The following is a 20,737-nucleotide window of genomic DNA, read 5'->3' as shown; positions in this document are numbered from 1 at the left end:
CCTCTCTGCGTATCAATTTACATTTCAAAACACTTTCATGAAAGCGATTACACATTGGTGCGTTCCATTCGACAAGCCTTTCATAGCGTGATTGAAACAGCATTTCACCTTACTGCGTTATGTTTCAGTAAAATCTCATTATCGTTTTTTTATCACCGACTAAAATAAACGCATATATATGATTTAATTGTTATTTAACTCATACATAACACGAATGCTAGTGTAACCGATTACACAGTCGTGATTGTTATCACATTTTTTTACTACGTAGTCTCCTACCCTAAGCATCGATAGAATCAATGACTCAATGGAGAGCATCATGCCTAACAATAAAAAACAGGGGCGCTCGAACAAGACAATGACCTTCTTTGTCTGTTTTCTGGCGGCACTGGCCGGACTGCTGTTCGGCCTTGATATCGGCGTTATTGCCGGTGCCCTACCGTTTATTACGACCGATTTCCAACTCAGTGCCCATACGCAGGAATGGGTGGTTAGCTCGATGATGTTCGGTGCCGCCGTCGGTGCCGTCGGCAGCGGCTGGCTCTCCTTCAAGCTGGGCCGTAAGAAAAGCCTGATGATCGGTGCGATCCTGTTTGTCGCCGGTTCCCTGTTCTCCGCCGCGGCGCCGAACGTTGAAGTACTGCTGATTTCCCGCGTACTGCTCGGTCTGGCAGTGGGTGTGGCCTCCTACACCGCCCCGCTGTATCTGTCTGAAATTGCGCCGGAAAAAATCCGCGGCAGCATGATTTCCATGTACCAGCTGATGATTACTATCGGTATTCTCGGCGCGTACCTGTCCGATACCGCCTTCAGCTACAGCGGCGCATGGCGCTGGATGCTGGGTGTCATCATCATCCCTGCGGTGCTACTGCTGATTGGCGTTATCTTCCTGCCGGACAGCCCACGCTGGTTCGCGGCGAAACGTCGCTTTAACGATGCCGAACGTGTACTGATGCGTCTGCGTGATACCAGCGCCGAAGCCAAACGTGAGCTGGATGAAATCCGCGAAAGCCTGAAGGTGAAGCAGAGCGGCTGGGCGCTGTTTAAAGAGAACAGCAACTTCCGTCGCGCGGTGTTCCTCGGCGTGCTGCTGCAGGTGATGCAACAGTTCACCGGTATGAACGTCATCATGTACTACGCGCCGAAAATCTTTGAACTGGCCGGCTACACCAACACCACCGAGCAGATGTGGGGTACCGTTATCGTTGGCCTGACCAACGTGCTGGCGACCTTTATCGCGATTGGCCTGGTTGACCGCTGGGGTCGTAAACCTACCCTTATCCTCGGCTTTATCGTGATGGCCGTGGGCATGGGCGTGCTGGGCTCCATGATGCATATCGGTATCCACTCCGCCGTTGCCCAGTACTTCGCCGTGCTGATGCTGCTGATGTTTATCGTTGGTTTCGCCATGAGCGCCGGTCCGCTGATTTGGGTGCTGTGCTCTGAAATCCAGCCGCTGAAAGGCCGCGATTTCGGTATCACCTGCTCTACCGCCACCAACTGGATTGCGAACATGATCGTCGGCGCAACCTTCCTGACCATGCTGAACTCGCTGGGTAGCGCCAACACCTTCTGGGTTTACGGTGGTCTGAACGTACTGTTCATCTTCCTGACCCTGTGGCTAATTCCGGAAACCAAAAACGTCTCTCTGGAACATATTGAACGTAACCTGATGCAAGGTCGTCCACTGCGTGAAATTGGCGCCCGCGACTAACCTTCACCCGCTTCCTCCCGCCAGGGAGGAAGCTTCTTCTTGCACCTCCCCGCGTCACGTTTTATTCTCAGCCGTTATGAAAACCCCTCGAATTCCTATCGCCATCCAGCAAAATGTCATGCGCAGCCTGCGGGAAAAACTCGCTCAGGCTAACCTGGCGCTGGGGCGTAACTACCCTGAACCGAAGCTGGTCTATCAGCAGCGCGGCACTTCTGCGGGAACCGCCTGGCTACAGCAGTATGAAATTCGGCTCAATCCCGTGCTGTTACAGGAAAACCAGCAGGCGTTTATTGATGAAGTGGTGCCGCACGAACTGGCGCATCTGCTGGTGTGGAAACACTTTGGCCGCGTCGCGCCGCACGGTAAAGAGTGGAAATGGATGATGGAAAGCGTGCTCGGCGTACCCGCGCGGCGCACCCATCAGTTCGAGCTGGAATCGGTACGTAAAAATACCTTCCCCTATCGCTGCCGCTGCCAGCAGCATCAGCTCACCGTCCGCCGCCATAACCGTGTGGTGCGCGGTGAGGCCACCTATCGCTGCGTCCACTGCGGCGAACCATTAGTTGCCGAAATGTAACTAACGGAAATATCTGGAAGTTTTCTGACCTGACTGATTGCATCTGACAACCACATTCGCTACGTTGCGGGCTCGTTTTGAGATGGAGTTCGTGATGTACCGTAATTTGTCTTTTGCCGTGGCGTTTGTGGCGGCAGCACTCTCCGGTCAGGCCTTAGCCGAGGGTATTAACAGCTTTTCCCAGGCGAAAAGCGCGGGCGTAAAAGTCAATAGCGACGTGCCCGGCGATTTCTACTGCGGCTGTAAAATTAACTGGCAGGGTAAGAAGGGTGTTATCGATCTGGAATCCTGCGGTTATAAAGTGCGTAAAAATGAAAACCGCGCCAGCCGCGTCGAGTGGGAACACGTCGTTCCGGCGTGGCAGTTCGGCCATCAGCGCCAGTGCTGGCAGGATGGCGGACGGAAAAACTGCGCCAAAGATCCGGAATACCGCAAGATGGAGAGCGATATGCATAACCTGCAGCCCGCCGTCGGCGAGGTGAACGGCGATCGCGGCAACTTTATGTACGGGCAGTGGAACGGCGGCGAAGGTCAGTATGGCCAGTGCGCCATGAAGGTCGACTTTAAAGAGAAAGTCGCCGAGCCGCCAGAACGTTCACGCGGCGCCATCGCGCGCATCTACTTCTATATGCGCGACCGCTATCAGCTGACCCTTTCCCGCCAGCAAACTCAGCTGTTCAACGCCTGGAACAAAATGTATCCCGTTAGCCAATGGGAGTGCGAACGCGACCAGCGCATCGCTAAAATTCAGGGCAACCATAATCCATATGTGCTGCAGGCTTGCCAGGCGCAAAAGAGCTAACCTACACTAGCGGCAATTGTTATTTTGCCCTGCCCTCTCCCCGGCGGAGAGGGCTTAGCCACAGATGGAATTCAGACTATGCGCATCCCTCGCATCTATCACCCAGAATCACTCACCGTCGGCACGCAGGTTGCCCTATGCGAAGATGCGGCGAATCACGTCGGGCGCGTTTTGCGCATGGGTAAAGGCCAGGCCATCCAGCTATTTGATGGCAGCAACCACGTCTTTGATGCCGTGATCACCGACGCCGGTAAAAAGAACGTGACGGTTGAAATCCAGAGCAGCGCCCTCGACGACCGAGAATCTCCCATCCATATTCACCTCGGCCAGGTGATGTCGCGCGGCGATAAAATGGAATTCACTATCCAGAAATCGATAGAACTGGGTGTAAGCCTCATTACGCCACTTTTTTCCGAGCGCTGCGGCGTTAAACTGGATGCCGAGCGTCTGAATAAGAAGATTCAGCAGTGGCAAAAAATCGCGATTGCCGCCTGCGAGCAGTGCGGTCGCAATCAGGTTCCGGAGATTCGCCCGGCAATGGACGTAGAAGACTGGTGCGCCGAGCAGGATGATGCGCTAAAGCTCAACCTGCACCCGCGCGCCAGCGCCAGCATCAACACGCTGCCGCTACCGGTGGAACGCGTACGTCTGCTGATTGGCCCGGAAGGCGGCCTGTCGGCGGATGAAATTGCCATGACCGCACGCTACCAGTTTACTGATATTCTGTTGGGGCCTCGCGTTTTGCGCACAGAGACTACCGCACTCACCGCCATCACCGCACTGCAGGTGCGCTTTGGTGACTTGGGTTAAAGGAGAACAATAATGATCAAGCTCGGCATCGTGATGGATCCCATCGCAAGCATCAACATCAAGAAAGACACCAGCTTCGCTATGCTGCTGGAAGCACAGCGTCGCGGCTATGAACTCCACTATATGGAGATGAACGATCTTTACCTGATCAACGGTGAATCCCACGCCCGTACACGTCTGCTGAGCGTTGAGCAGAATTACGACAAATGGTACGAGTTCGGCAGCGAGCAGGATATTAAACTCGCTGACCTCGACGTTATCCTGATGCGTAAAGATCCGCCGTTCGACACCGAATTTATCTACGCCACCTACATTCTGGAACGCGCGGAAGAGAAAGGGACGCTTATCGTCAACAAGCCGCAGAGCCTGCGCGACTGTAACGAGAAGCTGTTCACCGCGTGGTTCTCCGACCTGACCCCGGAAACGCTGGTCACTCGCAACAAAGCCCAGCTGAAAGCCTTCTGGGAAAAACACGGCGACATCATCATGAAGCCTCTGGACGGCATGGGCGGCGCGTCGATCTTCCGCGTGAAGGAAGGCGATCCGAACATTGGCGTTATCGCCGAGACCCTGACCGAACTGGGCAGCCGCTACTGCATGGCGCAGAACTACCTGCCGGCCATCAAAGACGGCGATAAGCGCGTGCTGGTCATCGACGGCGAGCCGGTGCCTTACTGCCTGGCCCGTATTCCGCAGGGTGGTGAAACGCGCGGCAACCTGGCCGCCGGTGGTCGTGGCGAACCGCGTCCGCTCAGCGAAAGCGACTGGGCTATCGCCCGTAAAGTCGGCCCGACGCTGAAAGCCAAAGGCCTTATCTTCGTTGGTCTGGACATCATTGGCGATCGCCTGACGGAAATTAACGTCACCAGCCCGACCTGCGTGCGTGAAATCGAAGCGGAATATCCGATTTCCATCACCGGCATGCTGATGGATGCGATCGAAAAACGTCTGCAAAAATAGTACGTTGCTTTAATACGGCGGGAGGGAACCCGCCGCCAACCTGGCGTTCAGCAAGGCAAGCCAGGTGACAGCCGTGCACTTTCCCCTCATACTGGGCATTGCTGCTTTTTGAAACAGGACAAGAACCTCTGATAATGAATTTACAGCATCATTTTCTTATTGCTATGCCAACCCTCCAGGATCCCATCTTCCGCCGTTCCGTGGTTTACATCTGCGAATACAACGACGACGGAGCAATGGGCATTATTATTAATAAACCTCTGGAAAATTTGCAGGTTGAAGGGATCCTCGAAAAACTGAAGATTGCCCCGGAACCTCGCGATCCGTCGATTCGCCTGGATAAGCCCGTCATGCTGGGCGGCCCACTGGCAGAAGATCGCGGGTTTATCCTGCACACGCCGCCGGCGTCGTTCTCTTCCAGCATCCGCATCTCCGACAATACGATCGTCACCACCTCACGTGATGTGCTGGAAACCCTCGGTACCGAGCGCCAACCGTCTGAAGTGCTGGTCGCGCTGGGCTATGCTTCCTGGGAAAAGGGGCAGCTGGAGCAGGAGATCCTCGATAATGCCTGGCTCACCGCGCCAGCCGATTTCAATATCCTGTTTAAAACCCCGATTGGTGAACGCTGGAAAGAAGCGGCAAAGCTGATTGGCATTAATATCCTGACCATGTCAGGCGCTGCGGGGCACGCATAATGAGTGGAACACTGCTGGCTTTCGATTTTGGCACGCGCAGCATCGGCGTGGCGATTGGCCAACGTATTACCGGCACTGCCCGGCCACTGGCCGCCATCAAGGCGCAGGACGGTACCCCAGACTGGAACGTCATTGCCCGTCTGCTTAAAGAGTGGCAGCCTGAAACGGTCATCGTCGGTCTCCCGCTGAATATGGACGGTACCGAGCAACCGTTGACCGCGCGCGCGCGTAATTTTGCTAATAAAATTCACGGCCGTTTTGGCGTGCCAATTACGCTGCATGATGAACGTCTGAGCACCGTTGAGGCTCGCGCCGGGCTGTTTGAACATGGGGGATTCAGAGCGTTGAACAAAGGCAGCGTCGACTCCGCCTCAGCCGTGGTGATTCTGGAAAGTTATTTCGAGCAGGGTTACTAGCCATAGGCAGCCCCGGGAATCATTTCCCGGGAACACGCCAGAAGAAATCGCTCGCCGATTAGTGGCGCAGATTCTCGTTCGCCCAGCTTACCGCCTGCGTTCTATTCTTCACGCTCAGTTTGCGGAATACGTTATACAGGTGCGTGCGAACGGTATTTTCACTGATGAACAACGCACGGGCAATATCCATATTGGTCGCACCGTGACGTAATTCATTCAGAATTTCACATTCACGTTCCGTCAACGGCACGCTATCGTGATTTTCCGGAGTATGTTCAACGGCATACATTGCTGGGTGCATCACGCTCAATTCAGCCGTCTGCTCGCCGTTTAAGACCGCTTTGACGCCCTCAATTAAGCGCGATTCTTCGTCGTCATGACGGAACACGCCATACAGTGCTGGCCACTGCGCCATTTCGTATAATTCATACTTCTGCGCACTGTTAATAATTAACAAGCGAGGGGAATCAAACTGCGTGCGGATAATATCACGCCAGATGCCGTTCAGTTTTTTGTTGGAAACAGCAATATCGAACAATACCACAGTGCCCTTGCTAAGGCGCTGCATCAGCGGTTTGTTGATATTATGTACATCGACAGAAACTGAAAGTAATTCAGTAAGATAGTTTGCAAACGCGTTTGCTTGTACTGACGGGTGGGTGATTAAGATAATCTTCCGGGAATTAGATACACTCTCAGTTACTTCAAACATTTTGAAACTCTCCATAGTCTATATCCACCATCATGGTGATTTAATAAGTCAAAGCAAAGGCAAACCTAATACCATTAATAATAAGAACTAACCGACAAGTGAAACTTTATTTCATAAGATTAGTCCTAATTACATAAATAGGATAGAACGAAGACCTTGGAAGTGTCAAAAGAATATCAACCTTTTTTTGTAAGCCTACGCAACACAATGTAATTAACTAATTACAAAGCTCTCATACCTATGGCGTAATGACTCATACCATATTAGAATAAACGTCGTAGGAAGTTTTGTTTCCGCCCTTTGAAAATCACTCAGAAATTACAAATAAGTACATCCCCGCAACAGCGACAATAATTAAATTTACAAAACAAAAAGAGAAATTGATTATTATCCCAGCGATGAACATTAAAATAAAACGGCCATCACATTTTTGCCTTCAATTATGTGATAGCCGAATTCATTGTTTCTCAATGGCGCTCGCCAGACGATCATGCTGGCGAATAACTATACGTTTTTCCTTTTTATAGCATCCCGGCGTTCACTCGCTGCTGGTAGCTCTGGCTGAAGGTCTGCATTCCGCTTTGCAGCCCAGTCTGCATCACTCCAGCAATCTGATGCGTTTTACCCTCGCGAATAAGGTTGCTGACGGCAGGCGTGTTGATCAGCATTTCAAACAGCGCCACTCGCCCACCCCGACTGCCAGGCTGTAGCTTCTGCGCCAGCACCGCGCAGAGACTGCTGGCAAGCTGGTTGCGAACCGGCTCCTTCTCCTGAGCAGGAAACACATCAACCAAACGTTCGATCGCCTGCGCGGCGCCGCGCGTATGCAGCGTCGCCAGCACCAGATGGCCGGTCTCTGCCGCCGTCAGCGCCAGGCGAATCGTCTCGCTATCGCGCAGCTCGCCAAGCAGAATGACGTCCGGATCCTGACGTAACGCCACCCGCAGCGCCTCCGCGAAAGAGGCTGTATGCTGCCCGACTTCCCGTTGCTGAATCAGGCAACCTTCGCTGGCATGCAGAAACTCAACCGGATCTTCCAGCGTCAGAATATGCCCCGCCAGATGATGATTGAGGTGGTCGACCATCGCCGCCAGCGTGGTCGATTTACCGCTACCCGTTGCCCCGGTCACCAGAATCAATCCGCTTTCTTCGTTTAACATCTCAGCCAGCGCCACCGGCGTATGCAGTTCAGCCAGCGTCGGACACTGTGTGGGCAGAATGCGTAGTACCAACGATGTCCCCTGGCTGTGGGCAAACGCACTGGCACGTAATCGTGGACAGCCGGGAAGCGAGACGGAAAAATCAAGCTGCCGATGTCGTTGCCACGCCTGCTGCTGACTCTCACTCAGCCAACTGGCCATCAATACTTCGGGATCCGGGGCAGTAAACGGCGCAATTTCCAGCTTACCCTCCCTGCGCCAGCGCGCGTTTGCGCTGCTACACAGGTGTAGATCCGAGACATTATGCTTTACACTAAGCGCCACGATTTCTTGTATATCCATAGACCCACCAGCCCATATGAACGATATTGCGCATAACCTGGCACAGGTCAGGGAGAAAATCTCAGCGGCAGCAGCGCGTTGCGGCCGGGATTCAGAAGAAGTAACGCTGCTTGCAGTGAGTAAAACAAAACCTGCGAGCGCCGTCGAAGAAGCCGTTGCTGCGGGCCAGACCGCATTTGGTGAAAACTACGTTCAGGAAGGGGTAGAGAAAATTCTCCACTTTCGCGAGCAGGGAATCACCTCGTTGCAATGGCACTTTATTGGCCCACTGCAGTCCAATAAAAGTCGTCTGGTTGCCGAGCACTTCGACTGGTGCCACACCATAGACCGGCTGAAAATTGCCGTTCGCTTAAGCGAGCAGCGTCCAGCCAACTTGCCGCCGCTCAACGTGCTGATTCAAATCAACATCAGCGATGAGCAGAGCAAATCAGGCATTCCGTTGGCGGAGCTTGACGCGCTGGCGGCCGACATTGCCGCCCTGCCGAATGTCTGCCTGCGCGGCCTGATGGCGATTCCCGCGCCGGAAAAAGAGTACGACCGGCAGTTTGCCGTTGCCCGCGAAATGGCTGTAGCATTCGCGCGACTGAAAGCAGACTACCCGACCGTAGACACGCTATCTCTGGGCATGTCTGACGACATGGAAGCCGCTGTTGCGGCAGGTAGTACAATGGTACGCATTGGCACCGCGATTTTTGGTGCGCGTGATTACACAAAAAAATAAGGAACCCCAAGGAACGCCATGAAGACGTTGACCTTCCTGCTCTCTACAGTGATTGAACTGTATACAATGGTGCTACTGCTGCGCGTCTGGATGCAGTGGGCGCGCTGCGATTTTTACAACCCGTTCTCACAGTTCGTGGTGAAGATCACGCAACCGATCGTCGGCCCGCTGCGTCGCGTCATTCCGCCGATGGGCCCGTTGGACAGCGCTTCGCTGCTGCTGGCCTTTATTCTGTGCGTGGTGAAAGCCATCGTGCTGTTTATGGTCATCACCTTCCAGCCGATTATCTGGATCTCTGCGGTGCTGATTCTGCTCAAGACCATCGGCCTGCTAATCTTCTGGGTGCTGCTGCTGATGGCGATCATGAGCTGGGTCAGCCAGGGTCGTAGCCCGGTTGAGTTCGTGCTGATGCAGCTCGCCGAGCCGCTGCTGCGCCCTATCCGCCGGCTGCTGCCGTCCATGGGGGGAATCGATTTTTCTCCGATGGTGCTGGTGCTGCTGCTGTATGTCATCAATATGGGCATCGCCGAAGTGCTGCAAGCCACCGGTAACATGCTGCTGCCAGGACTGTGGATGGCGCTATGAGTGCCGTCACTCCCTGCGATGACGGGCTGGTACTGCGGCTGTATATTCAGCCAAAGGCCAGCCGGGATGCGATTGTTGGGGTACATGGCGACGAACTAAAAGTCGCCATCACCGCCCCGCCCGTTGATGGGCAGGCGAATGCCCATCTGGTGAAATATCTCGCCAAGCAGTTTAAGGTCGCCAAAAGCCAGGTCATCATCGAGAAAGGTGAACTGGGGCGGCATAAACAGGTTAAAATTATTCATCCGCAACAGATCCCATCGGGCGTCGACGCCCTGAAACTTTAGGATATCCCATGCAAAAAGTTGTCCTCGCGACCGGTAACGCCGGTAAAGTGCGCGAGCTTGCTTCGCTGCTCGGCGATTTTGGTCTTGATATCGTCGCCCAGACCGAGCTTGGCGTAGAGTCAGCCGAGGAGACCGGGCTGACCTTTATTGAAAACGCGATTCTCAAAGCGCGCCACGCCGCACAAGTGACCGGCTTACCGGCCATCGCCGATGATTCCGGTCTGGCGGTTGACGTTCTCGGCGGCGCGCCGGGGATCTACTCCGCGCGCTACTCCGGCCTCGACGCCAGCGACCAACAGAACCTGGAAAAGCTGCTGGAAACCTTAAAAGACGTGCCGGACGACCAGCGTCAGGCGCAGTTCCACTGCGTGCTGGTGTATATGCGCCACGCCGAAGACCCCACGCCGCTGGTGTGCCACGGCACCTGGCCGGGGGTGATTACCCGCGCGCCCGCAGGCCAGGGCGGCTTCGGCTACGATCCTATCTTCTTTGTGCCGTCGGAAGGCAAGACCGCCGCTGAGCTAAGCCGCGAAGAGAAGATTGCCATCTCCCATCGCGGTCAGGCGCTGAAGCTGTTACTGGAAGCCATGCGTCATGGTTAAGCTGCCCCCGCTGAGTCTCTACATTCATATCCCGTGGTGCGTGCAGAAGTGCCCGTACTGCGACTTCAACTCGCACGCGCTGAAAGGTGAAGTGCCGCACGACGACTACGTACAGCATCTGCTGAGCGACTTAGACGCCGACGTTGCTTACGCGCAGGGACGTGAAGTGAAGACTATTTTCATCGGTGGCGGTACACCGAGCCTGCTTTCAGGCCCGGTGATGCAGGCTCTGCTGGACGGCGTTCGCGCGCGTCTGACGCTGGCCTCTGATGCAGAAATCACCATGGAAGCCAACCCGGGGACAGTCGAAGCTGACCGCTTCGTCGAGTACCAGAGGGCGGGCGTTAATCGCATTTCTATCGGGGTACAGAGCTTTAGCGACAGCAAGCTCCAGCGTCTTGGGCGCATCCACGGGCCGGAAGAGGCCAAACGCGCCGCGCGCCTGGCGAGCGGTCTGGGGCTGCGCAGCTTCAACCTCGACCTGATGCACGGCCTGCCCGATCAGTCGCTGGAAGAGGCGCTGAGCGACCTGCGCCAGGCGATTGAACTGTCGCCGCCGCATCTCTCCTGGTATCAGCTAACTATCGAACCCAATACTCTGTTTGGTTCACGCCCGCCGGTGCTGCCGGACGACGACTCGCTGTGGGATATCTTCGAGCAGGGTCATCAATTGCTGACCGCTGCAGGTTATCAGCAGTATGAAACCTCGGCCTATGCCAAACCGGGCTATCAGTGCCAGCACAACCTCAACTACTGGCGCTTTGGCGATTATCTGGGCATCGGCTGCGGTGCGCATGGCAAGGTGACGTTCCCGGACGGCCGCATTCTGCGTACGGCGAAAACGCGTCATCCGCGCGGCTATATGGAAGGGCGCTATCTGGAGCGCCAGCACGACGTTGAGAACGCCGACAAGCCGTTTGAATTCTTTATGAACCGCTTCCGTTTACTGGAAGCCGCGCCGCGCGCCGAATTCAGCGCCTATACCGGCCTGGACGAAAGTATCATCCGCCCACAGTTGGATGAAGCGCTGGCCCAGGGCTACCTGACCGAGTGCGAGCAATACTGGCAGATAACCGAGCACGGTAAACTGTTTTTGAACTCACTGCTTGAACTGTTTCTTAGCGAATAAATAATAAATATATTTCGCCATTATAAATAATGGCGAAATATATCATTCAGCTTTACCGAGTGGTTACCCCAATACTTACCGAATAATTTCACCATCAATATTTAAATAAGATATTAATAGCCAATAACGAATATGTAATAAATATAACCCAGCGCACAAAAACCGCATTTAATGCACAGATAACTGAAAATTGTGAGAGTGGTAGCTTAAAGCTGTCTGACAACCAGGATAATATGTCATACAGAAATTCAACGCTGTCCCTCTAGATATAGACCACAATAATGAATGTGCATGGAGCCTATTAATGAAATCTCTCTTTTTTCGCAAAACGCTAATCTGTGCGTCGCTTTTCGCGTTGTTTTCCGCTGGGGCCGCTGCGGCTGAAAAAGTGACGCTGAAACTGGCGCACAACCTTGAGCGTAGCCACGTGGTGCACCAGGCTTTTGAAGAAATGGCCAAAGAGGTCAAGCAGCTGTCAGACGGCAAGATGACCATCCGTATTTACCCAAGCAGCCAGATGGGCAGCGCGCGTGAAACCATGGAGTTATTACAGAACGGCGCGCTGGATATGACCAAAGGTTCCGCCAGCGATCTGGAATCTTTCGACAATGTTTATGCCATTTATAATTTGCCGTTCTTATTTAAAGACCAGGCGCATTTTAATAAAGTGGTATTCGGTGATGTCGGCAAAGAAATTATGGACTCAACGAAAGAAAAAGGATTCTTCGCCCTTTCCGCTTATGTTGCCGGTACCCGTAGTTTTTATGCCAAAAAACCGATTACTAAACCTGAAGATTTAAAAGGGCTGAAAATTCGCGTTCAGGCCAGCCCGACCACCATAAAAATGATTGAATTAATGGGTGGTTCACCCACACCTATTTCATTCGGTGAAGTCTATACCGCAATGCAGCAGGGCGTGGTTGACGGTGCGGAAAATAATGTCCCATCGTGGGTGCAAACACGTCATATTGAAATTGCCAAAGTCTTCTCTGAAGATGAGCACGCCTCTATTCCAGACTTCCTGGTGATCTCCACCAAAACCTGGGACAAGCTAACGCCGGAGCAGCAGCAAATTCTGGCGAAAGCGGCCACCGACTCGCAGGTTTACCAACAGAAGCTGTGGGACAAAATCGACGCTGACACGCGCGCTCAGGCGAAGGCCATGGGCGGCGAGATCGTCAAAGTCGACAAGGCGCCGTTCCGCGCTGCGGTGCAACCGCTGTTTGACGATTTCAACAAAGATCCGAAACAGGCCGCGCTGCTGGCCAAATTTGAAGCCGCCGCAGAGTAATTCCCTTGCGGGCCAGCATCTGGCCCGCCTTCACCAGGATAACAAACGATGATTTTTACCCGCACTAAACAGGCGGTGGACCGCGCGATCGCCGCGTTCTCCGTCGCGGTCATGGTGGCGCTGGTCGTCTGCGTCGTCTGGCAGGTATTCAGTCGCTATGTGTTAAACCAACCCAGCACGCTGACGGACGAGCTGGCGCGCTTTCTGATGATTTGGGTTGGCCTGCTCGGCGCAGCCTATACCGTTGGTGCACAGCGCCATCTGGCGATCGATCTGCTGGCCATGACGCTCAAACCACGTAAGCAAACGCTGCTGGGCGTGGTGATTAACCTGCTGATTTTTCTCTTCTCCGGCTCGGTGATCGTCACCGGTGGCCTGAAGCTGATAGCCAAAACGCTGGCCACCGCACAGGTCTCCGCCGCGATGCAGATCCCGATGGGCTACGTCTATCTGATCCTGCCGTTGTCCGGCCTCATCATGATGTTCTACGCGCTGTGGTTTATCGCCAACGGCCTGATTAGCCTGAAACAGTCCGCAGAAGGAGCGCGCTAATGGACGGGTATATTGCTTTAACGCTGTTTGGCGCTTTCTTCGCGCTGGTATTTATCGGCGTGCCGATTTCGTTCTCTATCGGCATCGCGACCGTTGCCTCAATGCTGCTGATGTTCCCGTGGGATATCGCCGTCATTACCGTCTCTCAGCGTCTGGCCAACGGTCTGGACAACTTTGCCCTGCTGGCAATTCCGTTCTTTATCTTCGCCGGGACGCTGATGAACAGCGGCGGTATCGCCATCCGCTTGATTAACCTCGCGCAGGTGATGGTGGGCCGCGTTCCCGGCTCGCTGGGCCACGTCAACGTCCTCGCCAACATGATGTTCGGTTCCATCTCCGGTTCGGCAGTAGCCGCGGCGGCGGCGGTGGGCGGCACCCTGCACCCGATTCAGACCAAAAAGGGTTATGACCCCGCGTTTTCCACGGCGGTTAACGTCTCGTCGTGCATTACCGGGCTGCTGATTCCGCCGTCTAACGTACTGATCGTCTTCTCGCTGACCGCGGGCGGCGTGTCGGTGGCCTCGCTGTTTATGGCGGGCTATCTGCCAGGGATTCTGATGGGCCTGGCGATAATGGTGGTCTGCGCGATTATCGCGAAGCGCCGCGGCTACCCGGTTTCCGAGCGCCCAACCTGCGCCCAGGCGGCAAAAGCCTTCTTCGACGCCCTGCCGAGCCTGTTGCTGGTGATTATCGTTATGGGCGGGATTCTGGGCGGTATTTTCACCGCCACCGAAGCGTCAGCCATCGCGGTGGTTTATACCTTTATCCTGTCGGTGATTATCTATCGCGAAGTGAAGTGGCGCGATCTGCCGAAACTGATCCTCGAGTCGGTGGTCACAACCTCCATCGTACTGCTGTTGATCGGCTTTTCCGTCGGTATGTCGTGGGCGATGACCAACGCAGATATTCCCTACATGATCAGCGACACGCTGATGGGGATCTCGGAGAATCCGCTGGTGATCCTGCTGCTGATTAACATTGTGTTGTTGATCGTCGGCATCTTTATGGATATGACGCCTGCGGTACTGATCTTCACGCCGATCTTCCTGCCGATCGCCCAGGACCTGGGCATGGATCCGGTACACTTCGGCATTATGATGGTCGCCAACCTGTGCATCGGCCTGCTGACGCCGCCAGTGGGCAGCGCGCTGTTTGTCGGCTGCTCTATCTCCGGGGTGAAGATCCAGCAGTTAATCAAGCCGCTGCTGCCCTTCTACGCCGCGCTGCTGATTGCGCTGATGATGATTACCTATATTCCGCAGATTTCGCTGTTTATTCCGCAGCTGCTGGGGCTGATGTAACACCCTATATTGTGCAAAAAAAAGCCGCCAGTTAACTGACTGGCGGCTTTTTCAATGATGGCTTATGACTACTTCAACGTACCGACCAGCGCCTTGCGGCTGTCTTCCAGCGACACCACGCGGCTGCATACGTCTTTACCAAACGCCTGGAAATCCGCTTCCTGGTTTTTCCACTCGTTCTGAATCGCGGTTTGCAGGCCGCCAAGGCTGCCCAGCACGCCCTGTAGCGGGTTACCGCCGCCTTTCAGCACCGCTTTGGCGCCCATCTCGTTAATGCTGTCTTGCAGAATACCGCCCATCGCCTGATTGACCAGCTGCTGGCCGTCGGCGCGTACCTGATCGATGGCTTTATAGTGGAAGGTTAAGCCATCGCTACGATGCTCAATAATGCGGTTCATCTGTTCTTTGAGCTGCGCATCGAGCTTGGTCAGGCGACCACGCATATTGCTGCTCTCGCCCACTTCTTTGGCGATAATTTTATCCAGCGCCACGCGGCCTTTTTCTATCCGGCTGCGTGCGCCATCGTCGATCCACGGCAGCGCGCTGCGCAGCTCGGTCTGATAATCTTTGGCCTGTTCACGCTGGGCCGGCGTTAACGTATACACCTTGCCGTTGTAGGTGACATCGCCGTTAGGGGTAATAATAAGATTGCCGTTTTCACCTTGCACCTGCACGGTTTGCGGCTTAAGCACCACGTCATCGCGTGGCGTAACGCTGCACTGGTAGTCAGCGTGGGCGGTCATCGCCGTGAACGAGAGTACTGCCGTCAGCAGCGTTTTGCGCATCATAACTTTCCCTCAGTACAAATCGGGCCAGCAAATGCTGGCCCCGTATGCTTATTTAGTCCCACCAAACGTCAAAAAGTTCGCTGGTGCGCACTTCTTCAAACTTGCGGTCTTCCAGCCACTTGCGGACCAGCGCCTGATGTTCTTCGGTGCACTTGCCCACTTCCTGGGTGCAAATCAGACCTTCCCAGGCCAGATAGCCGCTGCCGTCAAACGCCAGCTTGTTCGGCTCGATCACTTCATCGATAAACTGATCAACAACCTGATCGATCTGTTCTTCGCTGGTGCCTTCCGGGAAACGCCACGCTACAGAGAAGCCGATTTCCTGAAATTCATCGATGTGCATTTTTTTACGCAAACGACGGCTACGATTCTTTGCCATTTATTTCACCCTCTCGAACATTAAGTCCCATACGCCGTGGCCAAGACGATGACCACGCTGTTCAAATTTGGTTACCGGGCGCGAATCCGGGCGCGGTACGTAATCCTGAGTCTCGGACAGGTTCTGATACCCGTCGATGGAGGACATCACTTCCAGCATATGATCCGCATAGGGTTCCCAGTCGGTTGCCATGTGGAAGACGCCGCCCAGCTTGAGCTTGCTTTTCACGAACTGGGCAAACGGCACCTGAACGATACGGCGTTTATTATGACGCGCTTTATGCCACGGGTCAGGGAAAAAGAGCTGCACCATGTTCAGGGAGTTGTCCGGGATCATCTTGTGCAGGACTTCTACCGCATCGTGACACATCACGCGCAGGTTATCGACACCCTCTTCATGCGCCGAGGCCAGGCACGCGCCCACACCCGGTGAGTGCACTTCAATCCCGAGGAAGTTCTGCTCCGGGCGCGCTTTGGCCATCGCCACCAGCGAAGCCCCCATACCAAAACCAATCTCCAGAGTGACCGGCGCATCGCGGCCAAACAGCGCGGCGAAATCGACAGGCTCTTCGCTGAACTCAACGCCCATCACCGGCCAGTAGTTTTCCAGCGCGTGTTCCTGCCCTTTGGTCAGTCGCCCCTGGCGACGAACAAAACTACGAATGCGGCGCAGCGGGCGGCCGTTTTCATCAAAATCCGGTGAAATGACGTCGTTCTTCATAAAAATAAGTCTGCTTGTGAGAGTGTTCGGGAAACGGGCATTATCCAAAGTTAGTTGCCGGATGCAAGCACCGGAAAGTTCCTGTTTACAGCATAGTACCGCTGTGCTGCAATCTGGCACCCTAATCGCACGATATCGGAAGCACGGTTTTGACTATGCAAGCGTCTCAATTTTCAGCCCAGGTGCTGGACTGGTACGACAAATACGGGCGTAAAACCCTGCCCTGGCAAATTGAAAAGACGCCCTACAAAGTATGGCTGTCTGAGGTGATGCTGCAACAGACTCAGGTTGCCACAGTTATCCCTTATTTTGAGCGGTTTATGTCACGCTTTCCCACCGTCACCGACCTCGCGAACGCGCCGCTGGACGACGTCCTGCATCTGTGGACCGGCCTGGGCTACTACGCCCGCGCGCGTAACCTGCACAAGGCCGCTCAGCAGGTCGCCACGCTGCACCATGGCCGTTTTCCGGAAACGTTTGACGAAGTGGCGGCGCTGCCCGGCGTAGGCCGTTCTACCGCCGGGGCGATTTTATCGCTGTCGCTCGGTAAACACTTTCCCATTCTCGACGGCAACGTAAAGCGCGTGCTGGCGCGTTGTTATGCAGTGGACGGCTGGCCGGGGAAAAAAGAGGTCGAAAAACAGCTGTGGGAGATCAGCGAACAGGTCACTCCTGCCAATGGCGTTTCGCGTTTTAATCAGGCGATGATGGATCTGGGCGCGATGGTGTGTACCCGCTCAAAACCCAAGTGCTCGCTCTGCCCGCTGGAAAAAGGCTGCATCGCCGCCGCCAACGGCAGTTGGGCGCAGTATCCAGGTAAAAAACCGAAGCAGACCATCCCCGAGCGTACCGGCTATTTTCTGATGATGCAGCACGACCGCGAGGTGTTTTTACAGCAGCGCCCGCCTAGCGGCCTGTGGGGCGGTCTATACTGTTTCCCGCAGTTTGCCGATGAAGCGGCGCTGCGCGACTGGCTGGCCGAGCGGCAGATTCCGGCAGACAAGCTGACCCAGCTTACCGCTTTCCGCCACACTTTCAGTCATTTCCATCTGGACATTGTGCCTATGTGGCTTAGTGTGTCCTCATTCGCCTCATGCATGGATGAAGGCAGCGCTCTCTGGTATAACTTAGCCCAGCCGCCCGTCGTTGGGTTGGCCGCACCGGTTGAGCGCCTGTTGCAGCAGTTACGCGCCGATTCACTCGTTTAACGAGCGGCGAAATAAGAGGATTGATTATGAGCAGAACCATTTTTTGTACTTTCCTGCAGTGCGACGCCGAAGGACAGGATTTCCAGCTCTACCCCGGCGAGCTGGGAAAGCGCATCTATAACGAGATTTCGAAAGAAGCCTGGAAGCAGTGGCAGCACAAGCAAACCATGCTCATCAATGAAAAGAAACTCAATATGATGAATGTGGAGCACCGTAAGCTTCTGGAAGAGGAAATGGTTAACTTCCTGTTTGAAGGCAAAGATGTGCACATTGAAGGCTACACGCCGCCAGAAAAACAGTAAGGGCCCGACGGCCCTTTAAGACAACAACAACACGCGCTCCCGGAATGATGAAAAAAAGAATATTTGCACTGGCATTGATAGCGCCGTTGCTTGTTTCCTGCTCGGGTTCAAAAAAGGGCGATGCCTACAATGAAGCCTGGGTAAAAGACACCAACGGTTTTGACATTCTGATGGGTCAGTTCGCCCATAATATTGAAAACATCTGGGGGTTTAACGAAGTTCTGATCGCCGGGCCGAAAGACTACGTTAAATACACCGATGGCTACCAGACGCGTAGCCATATCAACTTCGATGACGGTACCATTACCGTCGAGACCATCGCCGGTACCGACCCCGCTGCGCGCCTGCGCCAGGCCATCATTACCACGCTGCTGATGGGTGACGACCCCAGCTCGGTCGACCTTTACTCCGACGCCGACGACATTCAGATTTCCAAAGAGCCGTTCCTGTACGGCCAGGTGGTCGATAACACCGGCGAGGCTATTCGCTGGGAGTGGCGCGCCGCGCGCTTCGCCGACTATCTGCTGCAAACACGGATGAAAAAACGCAGCAATGGCCTGCACATTATTTATAGCGTGACCATTAATCTGGTGCCGAACCACCTTGATAAACGTGCGCACAAATATCTGGGTATGGTGCGGCAGGCTTCACGCAAATACGGCATCGACGAATCGTTGATTCTGGCAATTATGCAGACTGAATCGTCCTTCAACCCGTATGCGGTCAGCCGTTCCGACGCGATGGGGCTGATGCAGGTGGTGCAGCATACCGCCGGGAAAGACGTCTTCCGCTCGCAGGGGAAATCCGGCACGCCAAGCCGTAGCTTCCTGTTCGATCCAGCCAGCAACATCGATACCGGGACCGCCTATCTGGCGATCCTCAACAATATCTACCTTGGCGGTATCGACAACCCAACGTCACGCCGCTATGCGGTGATTACCGCCTATAACGGCGGCGCGGGCAGCGTGCTGCGCGTCTTCTCTGACGATAAGGTGCAGGCGGCGAACATCATTAACAGCATGTCGCCAGGGGACGTCTATCAGACGCTGACCACCCGCCATCCGTCGGCGGAATCGCGTCGCTATCTCTACAAGGTGAATACGGCGCAGAAAAGCTATCGCCGTAAGTAACAATTCTCACAAACGCAGCCGCTTCCTCCCGATATTCCCAGGGTGAAGCGGCTTCCCCACCTGAACTTCCTACAGAAATGTTAGTTTTGTCACTATTTCGTTGTGCAAAGTAAAAATAATTGCAATTTTTTGCGGCGCTTAACAATGTCTCATCACAGCCATTGATAGAATCAGCACAAATAATGCCTTCGGATGTTATTACGCGAACGCCTGTCCGGTCCTATTTGTGAGGAAATTAACATGAATTTAAAGCTGCAGCTTAAGATACTGTCCTTCCTGCAGTTCTGCCTGTGGGGGAGCTGGCTAACCACGCTGGGCTCGTACATGTTTGTAACGCTGAAGTTCGATGGTGCCTCTATCGGCGCGGTGTACAGCTCACTGGGTATCGCCGCCGTCTTTATGCCAACGCTGCTGGGCATCGTGGCGGATAAATGGATTAGCGCCAAGTGGGTCTATGCTTTTTGTCACCTGGTGGGGGCAGGAACGTTATTTATGGCCGCCGAGGTCACCACGCCGGGGGCGATGTTCTTCGTTATTCTGCTTAACTCGCTGGCCTATATGCCAACGCTGGGCCTGATTAACACCATCTCCTACTACCGCCTGAAATCGGCGGGCATGGACATCGTTACTGACTTCCCGCCAATCCGCATCTGGGGCACCATCGGCTTTATTCTGGCGATGTGGGCGGTGAGCTTCTCCGGCTTCGAGCTGAGCCATATGCAGCTGTACATTGGCGCTGCGCTGTCGGTCGTGCTGGTGCTGTTCACTCTGACACTGCCGCACATTCCCGTTTCTAACCAGCAGCAGAAACAAAGCTGGAGCAGCATGCTGGGGCTGGACGCCTTTGCGCTGTTTAAAAACAAACGCATGGCGATCTTCTTTATCTTTTCCATGATGCTGGGCGCGGAACTGCAGATCACCAACATGTTCGGCAACACCTTCCTGCACAGCTTTGATAAAGATCCGCTGTTTGCCACCAGCTTTATCGTGCAGCACGCCTCGGTGATGATGTCGATTTCACAAATCTCCGAGACGCTGTTCATCCTCACCATTCCGTTCTTCTTAAGCCGTTACGGTATCAAGAATGTGATGCTGATTAGTATCTTCGCGTGGATGCTGCGCTTCGGCCTGTTCGCCTACGGCGACCCGACGCCGTTTGGCACCGTGCTGCTGGTGCTGTCGATGATTGTTTACGGCTGCGCCTTCGACTTCTTCAACATCTCCGGTTCGGTATTCGTTGAGAAAGAAGTCCGCCCGGAAATTCGCGCCAGCGCGCAGGGTATGTTCCTGATGATGACCAACGGCTTCGGCTGCATTCTCGGCGGCATGGCGAGCGGGAAAGTGGTGGAGATGTACACCGTAGACGGTATTACCGACTGGCAGAGCGTATGGCTGATTTTCGCCGGCTACTCGCTGGTGCTGGCGGTGGCGTTTGTTGGGCTGTTTAAATACAAACACGAGCGTATTGCCCCGGGAGCACAGCCAGTTGTGCATTAAGGCTTCGTCCCTCTCTTCCCACGGAGGAGAGGGAACCCGGTTCTATTGTTAATC

Annotated in this window: 24 protein-coding genes; 19 read left to right on the top strand and 5 right to left on the bottom strand. The window is 54.5% G+C overall.

The features are described 5' to 3' along the window. Positions 1 to 319: 319 nt before the first annotated feature. The 7 genes from GY169_RS04085 (at position 320) to ruvX (ending at position 5,977) form a co-directional block, all read left to right on the top strand. Positions 320 to 1,714, top strand: coding sequence for a sugar porter family MFS transporter (locus GY169_RS04085; protein WP_064542669.1), 1,395 nt, complete (start codon positions 320 to 322; stop codon positions 1,712 to 1,714). A gap of 76 nt (positions 1,715 to 1,790) precedes the next feature. Then, the gene (locus GY169_RS04080; protein WP_163446025.1) at positions 1,791 to 2,291 is read left to right on the top strand and encodes a SprT family zinc-dependent metalloprotease; all 501 of its coding nucleotides are present in this window, start codon (positions 1,791 to 1,793) and stop codon (positions 2,289 to 2,291) included. A 94-nt stretch (positions 2,292 to 2,385) separates the two neighbouring features. Beyond that, on the top strand, positions 2,386 to 3,093 hold the full coding sequence (gene endA, locus GY169_RS04075; RefSeq protein WP_167575044.1) for a deoxyribonuclease I: 708 nt from the start codon (positions 2,386 to 2,388) through the stop codon (positions 3,091 to 3,093). A 78-nt stretch (positions 3,094 to 3,171) separates the two neighbouring features. Then, the gene (gene rsmE, locus GY169_RS04070) at positions 3,172 to 3,903 is read left to right on the top strand and encodes a 16S rRNA (uracil(1498)-N(3))-methyltransferase (RefSeq protein WP_163446023.1); all 732 of its coding nucleotides are present in this window, start codon (positions 3,172 to 3,174) and stop codon (positions 3,901 to 3,903) included. A gap of 12 nt (positions 3,904 to 3,915) precedes the next feature. Continuing rightward, positions 3,916 to 4,863 (top strand): glutathione synthase, encoded by a 948-nt coding sequence (gshB, locus tag GY169_RS04065; RefSeq protein WP_035892023.1) that lies wholly within the window; start codon positions 3,916 to 3,918, stop codon positions 4,861 to 4,863. Between the two features lie 134 nt (positions 4,864 to 4,997). Further along, positions 4,998 to 5,561 carry a YqgE/AlgH family protein gene (locus tag GY169_RS04060; protein ID WP_163446022.1) on the top strand — a complete coding sequence of 188 codons (564 nt, stop codon included), beginning with the start codon at positions 4,998 to 5,000 and terminating at the stop codon, positions 5,559 to 5,561. After that, positions 5,561 to 5,977, top strand: a complete 417-nt coding sequence (gene ruvX / locus GY169_RS04055; RefSeq protein ID WP_163446021.1) for a Holliday junction resolvase RuvX — start codon at positions 5,561 to 5,563, stop codon at positions 5,975 to 5,977. Before GY169_RS04060 ends, ruvX begins: the two co-directional genes overlap by 1 nt. A 58-nt stretch (positions 5,978 to 6,035) precedes the next feature. Here ruvX and GY169_RS04050 read toward each other — a convergent pair whose 3' ends face one another. Both GY169_RS04050 and GY169_RS04045 read right to left on the bottom strand, forming a co-directional pair. Then, on the bottom strand, positions 6,036 to 6,689 hold the full coding sequence (locus GY169_RS04050; RefSeq protein ID WP_163446020.1) for a LuxR C-terminal-related transcriptional regulator: 654 nt from the start codon (positions 6,687 to 6,689) through the stop codon (positions 6,036 to 6,038). A gap of 521 nt (positions 6,690 to 7,210) precedes the next feature. Further along, complete coding sequence (locus tag GY169_RS04045; protein ID WP_167575043.1) at positions 7,211 to 8,191, bottom strand: type IV pilus twitching motility protein PilT; 981 nt, start codon at positions 8,189 to 8,191, stop codon at positions 7,211 to 7,213. A 16-nt stretch (positions 8,192 to 8,207) separates the two neighbouring features. Here GY169_RS04045 and GY169_RS04040 point away from each other — a divergent pair, with 16 nt between their 5' ends. The 8 genes from GY169_RS04040 to GY169_RS04005 all read left to right on the top strand — a co-directional run bounded on the left by GY169_RS04040 (position 8,208) and on the right by GY169_RS04005 (position 14,659). Then, complete coding sequence (locus GY169_RS04040; RefSeq protein ID WP_163446018.1) at positions 8,208 to 8,912, top strand: YggS family pyridoxal phosphate-dependent enzyme; 705 nt, start codon at positions 8,208 to 8,210, stop codon at positions 8,910 to 8,912. A gap of 18 nt (positions 8,913 to 8,930) precedes the next feature. Then, positions 8,931 to 9,497: a YggT family protein gene (locus GY169_RS04035; protein ID WP_163446017.1), complete on the top strand. Its 567-nt coding sequence runs from the start codon at positions 8,931 to 8,933 to the stop codon at positions 9,495 to 9,497. Then, a complete protein-coding gene (gene yggU, locus GY169_RS04030) occupies positions 9,494 to 9,784 on the top strand; it encodes a DUF167 family protein YggU (RefSeq protein ID WP_064542635.1) in 291 nt (96 codons plus the stop codon). The genes GY169_RS04035 and yggU overlap by 4 nt, the downstream gene beginning before the upstream one ends. Before the next feature lie 8 nt (positions 9,785 to 9,792). Further along, positions 9,793 to 10,386 (top strand): XTP/dITP diphosphatase, encoded by a 594-nt coding sequence (locus tag GY169_RS04025; protein WP_167575042.1) that lies wholly within the window; start codon positions 9,793 to 9,795, stop codon positions 10,384 to 10,386. Then, a complete protein-coding gene (gene hemW / locus GY169_RS04020; protein ID WP_167575041.1) occupies positions 10,379 to 11,515 on the top strand; it encodes a radical SAM family heme chaperone HemW in 1,137 nt (378 codons plus the stop codon). The genes GY169_RS04025 and hemW overlap by 8 nt, the downstream gene beginning before the upstream one ends. 304 nt (positions 11,516 to 11,819) lie before the next feature. Continuing rightward, positions 11,820 to 12,806, top strand: coding sequence for a TRAP transporter substrate-binding protein (locus GY169_RS04015; protein ID WP_167575040.1), 987 nt, complete (start codon positions 11,820 to 11,822; stop codon positions 12,804 to 12,806). 48 nt (positions 12,807 to 12,854) lie between these two features. Further along, positions 12,855 to 13,358 carry a TRAP transporter small permease gene (locus GY169_RS04010; protein WP_163446013.1) on the top strand — a complete coding sequence of 168 codons (504 nt, stop codon included), beginning with the start codon at positions 12,855 to 12,857 and terminating at the stop codon, positions 13,356 to 13,358. After that, positions 13,358 to 14,659: a TRAP transporter large permease gene (locus tag GY169_RS04005; protein ID WP_167575039.1), complete on the top strand. Its 1,302-nt coding sequence runs from the start codon at positions 13,358 to 13,360 to the stop codon at positions 14,657 to 14,659. Before GY169_RS04010 ends, GY169_RS04005 begins: the two co-directional genes overlap by 1 nt. A gap of 68 nt (positions 14,660 to 14,727) precedes the next feature. Here GY169_RS04005 and GY169_RS04000 read toward each other — a convergent pair whose 3' ends face one another. The 3 genes from GY169_RS04000 to trmB are packed head-to-tail and all read right to left on the bottom strand — an operon-like array spanning position 14,728 to position 16,546. Next, a complete protein-coding gene (locus GY169_RS04000; RefSeq protein WP_167575038.1) occupies positions 14,728 to 15,447 on the bottom strand; it encodes a DUF2884 domain-containing protein in 720 nt (239 codons plus the stop codon). Positions 15,448 to 15,499: 52 nt separating this feature from the next. Further along, complete coding sequence (locus GY169_RS03995) at positions 15,500 to 15,826, bottom strand: YggL family protein (protein WP_064542613.1); 327 nt, start codon at positions 15,824 to 15,826, stop codon at positions 15,500 to 15,502. Beyond that, on the bottom strand, positions 15,827 to 16,546 hold the full coding sequence (trmB, locus tag GY169_RS03990; protein WP_167575037.1) for a tRNA (guanosine(46)-N7)-methyltransferase TrmB: 720 nt from the start codon (positions 16,544 to 16,546) through the stop codon (positions 15,827 to 15,829). It abuts the gene before it with no gap. A gap of 155 nt (positions 16,547 to 16,701) precedes the next feature. On the opposite strand from trmB, the gene mutY reads away from it, so the two are divergent. From mutY to GY169_RS03970, 4 genes are all read left to right on the top strand, one after another. Continuing rightward, positions 16,702 to 17,754: an A/G-specific adenine glycosylase gene (gene mutY / locus GY169_RS03985; protein WP_167575036.1), complete on the top strand. Its 1,053-nt coding sequence runs from the start codon at positions 16,702 to 16,704 to the stop codon at positions 17,752 to 17,754. Positions 17,755 to 17,780: 26 nt separating this feature from the next. Next, on the top strand, positions 17,781 to 18,056 hold the full coding sequence (locus GY169_RS03980) for an oxidative damage protection protein (RefSeq protein WP_167575035.1): 276 nt from the start codon (positions 17,781 to 17,783) through the stop codon (positions 18,054 to 18,056). Positions 18,057 to 18,103: 47 nt separating this feature from the next. Continuing rightward, positions 18,104 to 19,186 carry a membrane-bound lytic murein transglycosylase MltC gene (mltC, locus tag GY169_RS03975; RefSeq protein WP_167577239.1) on the top strand — a complete coding sequence of 361 codons (1,083 nt, stop codon included), beginning with the start codon at positions 18,104 to 18,106 and terminating at the stop codon, positions 19,184 to 19,186. 240 nt (positions 19,187 to 19,426) lie between these two features. Next, positions 19,427 to 20,683: a nucleoside permease gene (locus tag GY169_RS03970; RefSeq protein ID WP_167575034.1), complete on the top strand. Its 1,257-nt coding sequence runs from the start codon at positions 19,427 to 19,429 to the stop codon at positions 20,681 to 20,683. The last annotated feature ends 54 nt before the right edge of the window (positions 20,684 to 20,737 follow it).

Origin of the sequence: Kluyvera genomosp. 3 (genome assembly GCF_011765685.1) — a bacterium.
Classification (GTDB): domain Bacteria; phylum Pseudomonadota; class Gammaproteobacteria; order Enterobacterales; family Enterobacteriaceae; genus Kluyvera; species Kluyvera georgiana_A.
The sequence above is the reverse complement of the archived record's forward strand: the minus strand, read 5'-3'. Positions and strand labels throughout refer to the sequence as shown.

Excerpts from the sequence above, each read along its gene's own strand:
- GY169_RS04085 (WP_064542669.1), top strand. The coding sequence starts at position 320 with ATGCCTAACAATAAAAAACAGGGGCGCTCGAACAAGACAATGACCTTC.
- GY169_RS04080 (WP_163446025.1), top strand. The coding sequence starts at position 1,791 with ATGAAAACCCCTCGAATTCCTATCGCCATCCAGCAAAATGTCATGCGC.
- endA (WP_167575044.1), top strand. The coding sequence starts at position 2,386 with ATGTACCGTAATTTGTCTTTTGCCGTGGCGTTTGTGGCGGCAGCACTC.
- rsmE (WP_163446023.1), top strand. The coding sequence starts at position 3,172 with ATGCGCATCCCTCGCATCTATCACCCAGAATCACTCACCGTCGGCACG.
- gshB (WP_035892023.1), top strand. The coding sequence starts at position 3,916 with ATGATCAAGCTCGGCATCGTGATGGATCCCATCGCAAGCATCAACATC.
- GY169_RS04060 (WP_163446022.1), top strand. The coding sequence starts at position 4,998 with ATGAATTTACAGCATCATTTTCTTATTGCTATGCCAACCCTCCAGGAT.
- ruvX (WP_163446021.1), top strand. The coding sequence starts at position 5,561 with ATGAGTGGAACACTGCTGGCTTTCGATTTTGGCACGCGCAGCATCGGC.
- GY169_RS04050 (WP_163446020.1), bottom strand. The coding sequence starts at position 6,689 with ATGTTTGAAGTAACTGAGAGTGTATCTAATTCCCGGAAGATTATCTTA.
- GY169_RS04045 (WP_167575043.1), bottom strand. The coding sequence starts at position 8,191 with ATGGATATACAAGAAATCGTGGCGCTTAGTGTAAAGCATAATGTCTCG.
- GY169_RS04040 (WP_163446018.1), top strand. The coding sequence starts at position 8,208 with ATGAACGATATTGCGCATAACCTGGCACAGGTCAGGGAGAAAATCTCA.
- GY169_RS04035 (WP_163446017.1), top strand. The coding sequence starts at position 8,931 with ATGAAGACGTTGACCTTCCTGCTCTCTACAGTGATTGAACTGTATACA.
- yggU (WP_064542635.1), top strand. The coding sequence starts at position 9,494 with ATGAGTGCCGTCACTCCCTGCGATGACGGGCTGGTACTGCGGCTGTAT.
- GY169_RS04025 (WP_167575042.1), top strand. The coding sequence starts at position 9,793 with ATGCAAAAAGTTGTCCTCGCGACCGGTAACGCCGGTAAAGTGCGCGAG.
- hemW (WP_167575041.1), top strand. The coding sequence starts at position 10,379 with ATGGTTAAGCTGCCCCCGCTGAGTCTCTACATTCATATCCCGTGGTGC.
- GY169_RS04015 (WP_167575040.1), top strand. The coding sequence starts at position 11,820 with ATGAAATCTCTCTTTTTTCGCAAAACGCTAATCTGTGCGTCGCTTTTC.
- GY169_RS04010 (WP_163446013.1), top strand. The coding sequence starts at position 12,855 with ATGATTTTTACCCGCACTAAACAGGCGGTGGACCGCGCGATCGCCGCG.
- GY169_RS04005 (WP_167575039.1), top strand. The coding sequence starts at position 13,358 with ATGGACGGGTATATTGCTTTAACGCTGTTTGGCGCTTTCTTCGCGCTG.
- GY169_RS04000 (WP_167575038.1), bottom strand. The coding sequence starts at position 15,447 with ATGATGCGCAAAACGCTGCTGACGGCAGTACTCTCGTTCACGGCGATG.
- GY169_RS03995 (WP_064542613.1), bottom strand. The coding sequence starts at position 15,826 with ATGGCAAAGAATCGTAGCCGTCGTTTGCGTAAAAAAATGCACATCGAT.
- trmB (WP_167575037.1), bottom strand. The coding sequence starts at position 16,546 with ATGAAGAACGACGTCATTTCACCGGATTTTGATGAAAACGGCCGCCCG.
- mutY (WP_167575036.1), top strand. The coding sequence starts at position 16,702 with ATGCAAGCGTCTCAATTTTCAGCCCAGGTGCTGGACTGGTACGACAAA.
- GY169_RS03980 (WP_167575035.1), top strand. The coding sequence starts at position 17,781 with ATGAGCAGAACCATTTTTTGTACTTTCCTGCAGTGCGACGCCGAAGGA.
- mltC (WP_167577239.1), top strand. The coding sequence starts at position 18,104 with ATGAAAAAAAGAATATTTGCACTGGCATTGATAGCGCCGTTGCTTGTT.
- GY169_RS03970 (WP_167575034.1), top strand. The coding sequence starts at position 19,427 with ATGAATTTAAAGCTGCAGCTTAAGATACTGTCCTTCCTGCAGTTCTGC.